The sequence below is a fragment of the Sulfitobacter sp. AS92 genome (assembly GCF_038900015.1).
Taxonomy (GTDB): Bacteria; Pseudomonadota; Alphaproteobacteria; order Rhodobacterales; family Rhodobacteraceae; genus Sulfitobacter.
The window spans coordinates 42,116-52,816 of sequence record NZ_JBBMQL010000019.1 but is presented as its reverse complement, the minus strand read 5'-3'; the positions used below and the strand labels follow the sequence as shown (position 1 = coordinate 52,816).

Sequence of the window (10,701 nt, the reverse complement as noted above, 5' to 3'; positions counted from 1 at the left end):
TTAATACAGAATTCGCACTTGGGGATAGCGCGCGCCCGGCTACAAAAGAAAAACCAATAATCAGTCTTATGGTATATAAGGGCCGAAAATTATAGGTCGATCGCTCAAAAACTAAGAATATCAATCGCAGATGTGATCTGCTCAAACTCTTCATCGAGTTTTCCAACTGAGACCTTGAGAATGCCACTTGGTACCGCCGCCATAAACTATCGTTACCATAACGACTGGTTGATCTTCAAAAGCAAAAACCGGGCTAAGCCTGGTTGCAGGTTTTGGTGCCCTAGCCTAAGGCAGCAAAGGTATGACGTCCCTGGTGTTGAGATCGCTCAAAAGAACCGTTTGCACATCCAAAAGATAACCATCCCCAGACGGGTTGGGAAAGACGTCATACTTTGCCATCAAAATTGACGGTATCTGTCGAGCGCCAGCCCATGTTTGTCGACATATTCATTGGAACTTCGAATTGCCGCAGTATTCTCAGCTTTCCATTGATTTGCTTTGGCAACAGATACCGCTGCTCGCACGCCATCCTCTGCTGCGCGAGATAGGTTCACCTTCAATGCTTTAGCTTGAGTAAGTAAATTACCGTCCTACAACAGAGTTGTTGGCTTTCGTGTAGGCCAAGTCATGGGTCGGCCTCCTAAAGACAGAGTACGCCTTGACGGTATGTGCGTCAATTATGGGCATGATCTATGCGCACTGATGATCCGTCCTACCGTCTATAAGCCACGGCCGCCAAGGCGCACAACACATCCCCAACAAGCCCGCAACACCGCCATATCCTCCATCCCCCGCGCGTGGATCAGCGCCCGAAACGCCGCTCCTGCGGAGACCAAAGGCCCGCTTCATTGCGTCTCGATCTCCACTCAAAAACCCAACCAGGTCAGCGAGCGCCGACCCAGGCACCGCAGTCAGTTCCCGCACCCTAACAAGGCACCTTCAAGACCAACCGTGAGAGTCAATTCCATAGAAGTCTCGACTATTCCGCGCCAGGAAGGATATAGGGTCCCACCGTCCCGCCTATCACAATGCGGTATTAAATATGATGTTAATTTTACGCTGAGAAAGTATTTAGTATGGTCCTGAGACCCCTATTTTTTGCATGTTTCACATCTCTTGGGAGCACCCAGGCGGCGGCCGCCGACGAATGGGTATTCGGCCTTGGCGGCGCTGACCTGCTGGACAATGTCCGCAAAGAAGCCGCGGCCGTACTGCTCGAGTATCACTCCGACCCGTTCCATACGCAAAACTGGAGCCAGTTTTCCTGGATGGCAACCGCCAAGCTCGATACAACCAACAATCATTTTATCGGCTTTGGGGTGCATGCATTTGCACCATTAAACAATAAAAAAGCCTTCTTGGAAGCCAGCTTTGCGGTCGGCGGATACCACCAGGGGACGCTTCTTGGCAAAAAAGCTGACCCTGTCCTGTTTCGGTCCAGTCTCGGGGGTGGCGTCACGCTCAAAAACGGCAACCGCATTTCCATAACAATCGACCACCTCCTGGATGGCGATCTGAAAAATGAGCGCCCCGGCAAAGAATCTATCATGCTCCGTTATGCGCGGAGCTTCTAAATGACGCAAAAGTGCCCACCGACGGTGCGGCATGGAACCCGTCCGCAAAGCGCCCGGACAGGACGGTCGAGGTCTATCTGAAACGTTGCGATGTCAGCTGCGTCAGATTGAACCGGTCGCCGCAACGCGTTCATGGATATCCTGTTGATCAGCTGGGCGAGAGCTTAATGCGGTGTTTTCCGCCCCAGAGTTTGACGTGGTCGCGTCTTCAAGGGCGGATTTAGAGGCAAACCCAGTTTTAAGCGCAGCGTAATCTGTTCCGGGCGCCAGCCAAAGCACTCGCGTCGACTTTACCGATGAACGGTCCACCGCCCTCTCCATCCCAAAATATTCAAATTGCCTTCAGAAGGTGACGCGAAGCCAGCAGCTTGAACTGTTAAACTTGGCTTAGTACAAACCTCCTTAAACAGATAAGGGCGACACGTGCAGCAACCTATAGATTCCGACACCTCCTTCTTCCTCCTGCTCGATATCGGCCGCTTGTTACGCGCAGAGTTTGAGCACAGAGTAAGCGATGCAGCGCTAGGTATTACCCCAGGCGAGGCACGAACGTTGGCGAATATTGCGCGCTTTGGCCCTCTGAGCCAGAACGATCTAGCCGATATCAGTGGCTTTGGCCCAATGAGCGTTACAAGGGTCTTGGGAAATCTTGAAGCTGCAGAGTTAGTATGTCGAAGTCCCAACCCAAATGACCGGCGCATCAGAATGGTCCAGGTCACGGAAAAGGCTTCGCCGCTTCTCGCAAGGTTAGCGGAGATCGGCGATGAGGTGAAAGCCGTTACCCGCGGAGGTATGTCTACCAATAATTGGCGCGCGTTCGAAAGCATGTCGAAAATTGTACGCGACAACCATCTAACAGCTTACCGCGCAAGGCGTGCAACAGATATAGGACCAGAATGAAAACGTAGGGCTGTCCGGGAGCCTGAACGCCAGATAGGACAGAAGGCGCTGGAGGTCCTGAAATCCGAAGTCAAACGTGGTCGTCAACTGGACGAGCCAGTTCCAGAGGAGGCATCAGCCCCTGTTTCGCGCCGCCGCCCGCGTGTGTCTGATGCGACCCTCCAGGAACGCCGTGAGCTTGACTCAGGTCGGACGCTTGCGTACCGCGGCGGCTTCATGTCTCCTGACAGGTGGCCGCCCGGCACCGCAGTCTTATAGGTAAAGGTGGGTGGGTTTCTTTGTGGCTAAAAACCAGAAACTAGGAGAGGTTCGCGCTACCCTGACTTACGACTTTTGAGTGATAACAGCCTGTTGGCACTCAAAAGGAAATAGAACAATGAGACCTTACAAGCAGCTGGACCTAGAAGAAAGACGCAAGATCGGGACGTGGCGCGCAGCCAAAGTCAGCGTTGATGTGATCGCAGAGCGCCTTGGGCGTAACAGATCAACCATTTTCCGCGAACTCCGGCGCAATCATTTCACAGATGCTGAGATGCCAGAAGTTGTCGGTTATTTTGGCGTTGTGGCGTCCATAACGCTACCTTCTAAGCCTGATAAAAAGGGGTCGCATCATCAAGCCAAACGATCGAATACCTAAGCCTTTGTTTTCCGTCTTCGTTCTTTCTCGCTACGGCATCATATCGATTGCGACCGCATCGGCAATAGCCAGAGACGATGTCAAACCGGGGCTCTCAAACCCGAAAAGGTTCACTAGGCCAGAGATGCCATGCGTCTCTTCGGTCTGCAGATCGAAGTCATAGAACCCTTCGTCCGGGCCTCTTAACTTTGGTCGAACTCCGCTGTAGTCTGGCTCCAGCCGGCCCGGGGGCAGGTCCGGCCAATAGCGGCGGATGGCGACCTCAAACGCCTCTTTACGCATCAGGTCGACGTTATAGTTCACTTCACTAGGCTTTGTTCCACGCGGGAGCCACTCAACATCAGGCCCAAACCGCACCGCCCCGCCAAGATCAAAAGTTGCATGCACGCCAAGTCCGCCGTCGACTGGCACCGGGTAGATCAGATGTGAAAACGGAGCGCGTCCGGTGAGGCGAAAGTAGGAACCTTTTGCAAGCCATTGTTCGGGCACGGCTTCTTTCGGCATACCCTCGATGCTGTGGGCGATATCCGGCGCCCAAAGGCCAGCGGCATTCACCAATCGGCGCGTCGTAAACGCTGTCGGATCGCTGCCGCCTGTTCGCACGCGGAAGCCTGAAGCAAGGGCTTCGGCGGCCTCGAAAGGCGTACGCAGAACCAGAAGGCCACCGTGGGCCTCAAGTACGGCGAGTTGGCATTGCAGAAAGCCGTGACTGTCAAATATTCCTGTTTCGCGAGACCTTAGAGCGGACTGAGCCAAAAGCGCTGGTTCTAAACGGGCCATTTGGGCGCCGGAAATCCTTTCTAACCCCTCAACTTCATTGACCGTGCCAAGGGCCAGAATTGCGGTGAGTTGCTCCTCCTCGGCGTCGGAAGTCGCGACAATAAGCTTGCCGCTTTTCATGTAGGCGATCCCCGAGCGGTCCATGTAATCGTAAAGCATCCGCCGTCCAGCAGTGCAAAAACGGTGCTTAAGGGAACCGGTCGGGTAGTAGAGCCCCGCATGGATCACCTCGCTGTTGCGCGCCGAGGTTTCCTCGCCAGGGTGGTTACCCGCTTCCATCACCAGAACTGATTGCCCTCGGGCCGCTATGGCAGCGGCCACTGATATGCCGATAACACCGGCACCAATCACCACTGTGTCAAAATCCCAGTTTGTCATGGCGCACTCCTTCTACTTTCGTTACCCGGCAGTAGAAGCTGGCAGCGCTCAAGCGCTTCTTCGTCTGGGTTTAGCCCTAGCCCCGGGCGATCAGGAACGTGAAGCGCTCCGTTGGAAAGAACCGGCGGCGCACCGAGCAGCAGCCGAGCGATGCGCGACTGCGCACGGTGAAGTTCCACCGCGCCAGTGGACGACGCGCCACACATCCAATGCAGGTTAACCAGGTCCCACCCCCCAGCGGGGCTAATTGCGCAACCTAATCTTCTGCCATTCTCCGCCAGCATGGCTGCAGCCCGGAGGCCCCCGGCAAAGACCGCATTAGGCTGCAATACTGTGACACCGGCCTCGGCCAATAGAGCAAAGCGGTCTGCGTCCTGCTCCATCTGGCCGGCCCCGATGGGCATGATATTGAGCGCCGCAAGCCGAGCAAGTGCGCGCCGGTCATTGCCGCGTACCGGCTCTTCCAGCCAAGCAAGGTCGAGGTCAGCGGCGGTTCGCACAAAGGCCCGGGCGGTCGCCTCATCCATGCCGCAGTTGGCATCTGCGATCAGCTCGGCGCTTCCAATGGCCTCGCGCACCGCGCGCAGCCGCGCCACGTCCTCAGCCACAGACCGCCCTTTTGCAGCGATCAAGACCTTCACCCCCGGCGCACCGGCGGCGACCTCACTCGCGCAGGCTGCAACAAGCGCGTCGGTGTCGAGGGCAGGAAAGCCGCAAGTCACATGCACAGGCGCGGCCGTGCGTGCGCCACCCAGCAGCCGCGCAACGCTAACCCCCTGTCGTTTGGCCTCAAGGTCAGTGAACGCGATCTCAAGCGCAGAGAACGCGGATACCACCACGCCGGTCATGTTGCGTGGGTTGAAACGCCGCATCAACGCAGCGGGATCGCACGGGGCCCCGGCAGAGAGCGCCTCGGCAACGCTGTTGTTAAGGAAATGCGCTACTTCCTGTGCAAGGAAGCGGCCAGTGAAACCTTCGCCGTGCAATCCGGTCTCGTCTCTGATGACGACCCGCACAAATGTAAAACTATCGGGCCCGGCATAGGGCAATGGGTCGCCTGGCATAGCCTCAGGGCTATGTACCGTCGCCTGAATGTCCACCGAACCGCTCATTTCCGCTTGCCCCTGCGGGGGGTGGCCTTTGCCCCATCGCGGCCCTCGACCCCCAAGAGCCGCGATGCGATGGGTGCGCCGATGATGACCAAGAACACCCTGGTCAAGTGATGGATGACCACGTAGCCCAGATCGGCACCCACAACGATGGCAATCACCGCCATCTCAGCCTGCCCGGCAGGTGCAAAAGCGAGAAACCCATCTTGCGGCGGCGCAAGATTAAAAAAGATCACCGTTTCCGCGAAGGCAGTGGCGACCCCGGCGACGATCACGACGAAAATCAACCCGGCCAAAACGACTTTGCGGAGCTCGGCTATGGTAACCCCGACATAGCCCGCACCGAGAGCGATACCGATAAACATCTGTGCGGCCAAAATGGCCTCAGCCGGTGGGCGGTGGTTAAGCACGCCACCCAGCGACAGGGCGGCCGCGAGCAGCATCGGGCCAAGGATCGACGCTCCGAACATGCCGATGCGTTCAGCGATCTGCCAGCCAGCAACGGCTGCAATCGCCATTATCACCATCTCTTGAAGAGGCAGTTTGGCGGCAGGGTCGCCAATCGGTCGATCGAGTTCGGCTCCGAACAGTTGCGTCAGCACCGCCGGTGCGATCAGCACAATAAGAAGCAACCGCGTTGCATGGATCAGTGTGAGCGCGCGGACGTTCCCGCCCGCCTCCTCGCCAAATGTCACCATCTCTTGCAGGCCCCCGGGCATCGACGCGTACCATGCAGTCACCGCATCAAAGCCAAAGACACGGCGAAAGAAGGGCACGCCGATCATCGCGGTAACGATCACAGAGACTGGTACGAGCGCTAGGGACGCGGCCATCTGCGGTAGCCGGTCGATAACCTCAGGCGTGATTGACGCACCGATTGCCACGCCGAGCACATTGCGCATGATTTTGCCCAGAAACTTCGGGCTTGAGATGGGCAACCGTGCCAGCGCGGCCACGAGGCATACCACGAGCGGCCCGAACAAAAACGGCAGCGGTAGCCCGATTGTCCAAAATGCGACCGCGCCGATGAGGCCCAGGAGGACCGTTGCAATCTTGCGTGCGCTTTCTGGAATTTCGTTCATCGGTCCCCTTACCCAACAGGCAGCCTATCCCCCACCGGGTTTAGGTCTCTTCCCCGCCGTTCACGGCGAACATCTGGCCGGTGATAAAGGCCGCGTCTGGCGAGGCGAGAAAGCCAACGGTGGCGGCAATATCCGTCGGGCGCCCCATAATTCTGGCGGGGATTGAAGCGGTACGTTCTGTGTCATCCTCTGTGGCACTGTCGTTGCGAATTTGACCGGGCGAAATGACATTCGCCGTAATGCCCTTGTCAGCGAATTCCCGTGACAGCGCTTTGGTCAGACCCCAGACCCCGTGCTTGGCCGCTGAGATCGGTGCGCCCTCAAAATAGCCGCGCATCGCTTTCATCCCGGCAAAGTTTATTATCCGCCCCCAGCCGTCCTCGACCATGCCCGGCAAAAATGCGCGCGCGGTTCTGAACGCGCCGGTAAGCGATACATCCACCACGTGGTTCCAGTCGTCGTCGGTCAATTCGAGGAACGGCTTATGAGGCCGCCGCGCGGCGTTGTTAACGAGGATGTCCACCCGCCCGAATCGCTCCAGTGCGGCGACAGAAAGCCGCTCAACGTCCGCCGCAGTTCCCATATCGCCCATAACAACCAGCGCTTCGGCCCCAGTTTCGCGGATCATCTCAGCGGTCTTTTCACAAGAGTCTCGATCTGTTGAGCCGTTGACGATAACGTTCGCTCCGGCCTCAGCGAGCCGGATCGCAACGGCACGCCCAATATTCTTTCCCGATCCTGAAACGAACGCAGTACGGTCTGACAGCACCCTTTGATTGTGCAAACACCTATCCTCCAAGTTACTGTTTTCAAAACACGACGCCGTGACGGGAACAGTGTCTTGCGATGGTGCTCACAACCGGCATCTGAGTATCCCGCCATCTCCAAATACTGCCTGAATTATCATCATTCAACAAAATAATGTTGACAATTGGCAATCCGCGTCGTGTTTTGAAGTTGGGGGAGATGAGATTTTAGTAGCGTATCAGCGATACGGATCTCTACCTTACGGGAGGAGGGCAGTAGCGCAACGCTTCTGGCACAATGCGGGGCGTAGCGGACGCATCAATCAATAAGGAACCACGTGAGCGGCCCAATCCGAAGGAGACGGCGGGCCAGAATTTTTCAGCCGAGACTAGGGAGGTCGGATATGAAAACCACTATCACTCAGATTAAAGGGGTCGGCGCAACAACGCTGGCTGCCATCGTAACCACGTCACTGACTTTTGCCACGCCGGCATCTGCGCAGAGCTACCCATCCGCGGATGAAACGCTTGACTGGACCATCGCTTTTGGACCTGGCGGCGGCAATGACATCATGGCCCGCAGTATCATTGAAATTCTCAGAACCCACGACTTGTATCCGGGCGACATTTCCGCCGAGAACCGCGCCGGGGGGTCCGGCGCAGTAGGCTGGGGCTATCTTTATGGCCAAGATGGCGAAGGCTATGGCATTTCCACCACCTCGGGCAGTTTCGTGACCACACCACTGCAGGCCGACACGCCTTGGCAGCCTGAAGACTTTACCCCCGTCGCGCTGCTCGCGACCGACGATCTGGTTCTCGTGGTAAATGGTTCATCCGAGATCGAAACCATCGACCAGTTCATCGCCAACGCCAAAGAAAACCCCGTTAATATCGGCGGTACCGGATCGGTGAACGTGGACTTCATCGTGCCGACGCTGTTCGCGGAGAAGGCTGGGTTCGAATTTGACTACGTGTCGTTCAACTCAATGTCCGAGCAGACGACGGCGCTCCTGTCGAACGCGCTTGACGCCATGGTGGGTAATCCCGGGGAAATCCTCGGCTTGATTGACTCCGGTGATCTGCGGCCGCTGGTTTTCTCGGGTCAAAGCACACCAGCCGCACTCGGGGACGTGCCAACCATGGCCGACATTGGCTTTGATATCGGCGTCTCGATGCCCCGGGGGCTTATCCTGCCGCCGAACGCTCCAAAGGAGGCTCAAGATTGGTGGATTGAGACCATGAAAAAGGTCGTCGAGACACCCGAGTGGGAGGAATACATCACGTCCAATACGCTCACACCAACTGTGAAGTATGGGGACGAGTTCGGTGAGTTCCTTACCAACACCAAGAACGGTTTCGAAACGGTGCTGAAAAACGTTGGCGCAATCGACTGATAATCTGCCTCATGAACCTTGCCGGTCGCGCTGCGTGCATCGCGGCCGGTGTCGGCGGCAACAGGACACCTCGCACCATGCGCATCGCCTTCCTCTTTGTTATCTTGGCCGGAGCACTTTTTTACGGCTACGTGGCCTTCGTAGATCTGCCATTCATGACACGCACCGGGCGTCTCGCCGCAGGGTTCTTTCCGCGCGTGATCGCGGTTTCTGCAGTTGTCATTACCCTGTGGACCCTGATCGAAGAGCTGCGAAACAGCCACGACGACGAACACCATCCGCAAACGCGCGATGTCGTGGTCCTCATTGTGCTCGCCCTCGGCTATGGCGTTCTGATGCGTCTGTTCGGCGGTTTTCCGGCCACAGTGATCTTCTTAGGGATCGCCCTAAGCTATTTCGACCGCGGTCGGTACGTCAGGAACGCCGTGACTGCGGTCCTCGTCCCGACATGCGTCTACCTTTTGTTCGACAAGCTGCTGAATGCGAGCATGCCTCCCGCGCTTTTCGAACTTCCAATCTGAATATCTGAAGGCAGGCCAGTCGGTCTGCCGTGTCTTCGGGAGACCTTTATGGACATCTTTTCCGATCTGCTGATGGGGCTTTCGGTCGCAATAACCCCGATCAACATCGTCTACCTCTTGATCGGCTCGATGGTCGGGATGATCGTCGGTGTCATCCCGGGGTTCGGCCCTTCCGCCGGTCTGGCGATCCTTTTGCCTGTCACCTTCGGCATGGACCCGATTGGGGCCATCATGATGTTGGCGGCGATCTACTATGGTGCCATGTACGGCGGCACGATCACCTCAATCCTGCTCAATACGCCGGGTGAAAGCGCCACCGTCGCCTCTACCTTCGATGGTTTCCCTCTCGCAAAGAACGGGCGTGCAGGGCCGGCGCTGGTGATGCAGGCTGCTGCCTCGTTTGTTGGTGGTACTGTCGGGGTGATCTTGATCACGATCCTCGCGCCGATGTTCGCCCAGGTTTCCCGAAGTTTCGGCCCGCCTGAGTACTTTTTGCTAGCACTGATGGGCATGTTAACGCTTTTGGTGATGCTCGGAACAGACTGGAAGCTCGGAGTAATCTCTGCGCTGATTGGTTTCGCCCTTGGCACTGTGGGCGTTGATCTTGAGACAGGCCGGGGGCGGTATACCTTTGGTTCTGCAGAATTGATTGGTGGTATCTACTTCATCCCCATCGCCATCGGCCTGTTCGGACTGGGCGAACTGTTCTACGCCTTCTTTGTAGGCCTCCATAGGAGCGGGACAGGATCTATCGTGCAATACGATACCGAAGAACGCTTCTGGCCCACTGCGCATGACTGGCTCTCGACCCGAATGACAATGGTACGCTGCTCCCTGCTTGGATTTGTGGTGGGCGTCATTCCCGGTGCTGGTGCCACGATTGCATCGCTCATGGCCTATTCCACCGAACGCTCCCTGTCGAAGACACCCGAGAATTTTGGCAAAGGCGAGATGGCCGGGCTGGTGGCACCGGAAACCGCAAACAACGCCGCTTCTTCGGGGGCTATGATCCCGCTGCTGACACTTGGCATTCCTGGCTCAGCGTCAACCGCCGTGCTGTTGGCCGCCTTCTTGCTTTGGGGTCTGCGTCCGGGGCCCCTGTTCATGGAGCAGAACCCAGAATTCGCATGGGGCCTGATCGCTTCAATGTACCTCGGCAATATGGCGCTTTTGGCAATTTCGATCTTTGCCATCCCGCTGTTCGTGATGATGATCAAGGTGCCTTATCGGGTGTTGGGGCCATGCATTGTGGTGATTTGCGCGCTCGGCACGTTCAGCGTGCATGCCAGCTTTGTTGAGACCTATTTGATGTTTGCGGCGGGGATCGTAGGCTTCTTCATGCGGCTCTATGGCTTCTCCCCCGCAGCGTTGGTGCTGGCACTGGTTCTTGGACCACTAGCCGAAGAGGCCCTGAGGCAAACCCTGACAATCTCACGCGGGTCGTTCATGATCTTCATTGACCGTACGCCTTCGCTGATAATCATTGCCGTAACGGTTGCTCTTTTGTTGCTTCTACCGATGCTAAATTGGGTGGGCCGGAAGTCCCGGTTTAAGGCGGCGGAAAACTCTGGGACGTAAGG

At 57.0% G+C, this 10,701-nt stretch carries 10 protein-coding genes; 5 read left to right on the top strand and 5 right to left on the bottom strand.

What is annotated here, in order from left to right; genetic code table 11:
• Positions 1–398 precede the first annotated feature (398 nt).
• Complete coding sequence (locus WNY61_RS19135; RefSeq protein WP_342853038.1) at positions 399–524, bottom strand: type II toxin-antitoxin system CcdA family antitoxin; 126 nt, start codon at positions 522–524, stop codon at positions 399–401.
• A 552-nt stretch (positions 525–1,076) separates the two neighbouring features.
• Between WNY61_RS19135 and WNY61_RS19130 the strand changes: the two genes are divergently transcribed.
• On the top strand, positions 1,077–1,574 hold the full coding sequence (locus WNY61_RS19130; RefSeq protein ID WP_342853035.1) for an acyloxyacyl hydrolase: 498 nt from the start codon (positions 1,077–1,079) through the stop codon (positions 1,572–1,574).
• A gap of 1,276 nt (positions 1,575–2,850) precedes the next feature.
• Positions 2,851–3,111, top strand: a complete 261-nt coding sequence (locus WNY61_RS19125; protein WP_342853034.1) for a helix-turn-helix domain-containing protein — start codon at positions 2,851–2,853, stop codon at positions 3,109–3,111.
• Positions 3,112–3,141: 30 nt separating this feature from the next.
• Here WNY61_RS19125 and WNY61_RS19120 read toward each other — a convergent pair whose 3' ends face one another.
• Genes WNY61_RS19120 through WNY61_RS19105 form a run of 4 tightly spaced genes read right to left on the bottom strand, consistent with a single transcriptional unit; the run spans position 3,142 to position 7,229 of the window.
• Positions 3,142–4,269, bottom strand: coding sequence for an NAD(P)/FAD-dependent oxidoreductase (locus WNY61_RS19120; protein WP_342853033.1), 1,128 nt, complete (start codon positions 4,267–4,269; stop codon positions 3,142–3,144).
• Positions 4,266–5,381, bottom strand: a complete 1,116-nt coding sequence (locus WNY61_RS19115; protein WP_342853032.1) for an enolase C-terminal domain-like protein — start codon at positions 5,379–5,381, stop codon at positions 4,266–4,268. Before WNY61_RS19115 ends, WNY61_RS19120 begins: the two co-directional genes overlap by 4 nt.
• Positions 5,378–6,460, bottom strand: a complete 1,083-nt coding sequence (locus WNY61_RS19110) for an AbrB family transcriptional regulator (protein ID WP_342853031.1) — start codon at positions 6,458–6,460, stop codon at positions 5,378–5,380. Before WNY61_RS19110 ends, WNY61_RS19115 begins: the two co-directional genes overlap by 4 nt.
• A 40-nt stretch (positions 6,461–6,500) precedes the next feature.
• Positions 6,501–7,229 carry an SDR family oxidoreductase gene (locus tag WNY61_RS19105; protein ID WP_342853037.1) on the bottom strand — a complete coding sequence of 243 codons (729 nt, stop codon included), beginning with the start codon at positions 7,227–7,229 and terminating at the stop codon, positions 6,501–6,503.
• A 381-nt stretch (positions 7,230–7,610) separates the two neighbouring features.
• Here WNY61_RS19105 and WNY61_RS19100 point away from each other — a divergent pair, with 381 nt between their 5' ends.
• From WNY61_RS19100 to WNY61_RS19090, 3 genes are read left to right on the top strand one after another with little or no spacing between them, the layout of a single operon-like run.
• Positions 7,611–8,600, top strand: coding sequence for a tripartite tricarboxylate transporter substrate-binding protein (locus tag WNY61_RS19100; protein ID WP_342853030.1), 990 nt, complete (start codon positions 7,611–7,613; stop codon positions 8,598–8,600).
• Between the two features lie 11 nt (positions 8,601–8,611).
• Positions 8,612–9,121: a tripartite tricarboxylate transporter TctB family protein gene (locus tag WNY61_RS19095; RefSeq protein ID WP_342853029.1), complete on the top strand. Its 510-nt coding sequence runs from the start codon at positions 8,612–8,614 to the stop codon at positions 9,119–9,121.
• Between the two features lie 48 nt (positions 9,122–9,169).
• Positions 9,170–10,699: a tripartite tricarboxylate transporter permease gene (locus WNY61_RS19090; protein ID WP_342853028.1), complete on the top strand. Its 1,530-nt coding sequence runs from the start codon at positions 9,170–9,172 to the stop codon at positions 10,697–10,699.
• Positions 10,700–10,701: the final 2 nt, after the last annotated feature.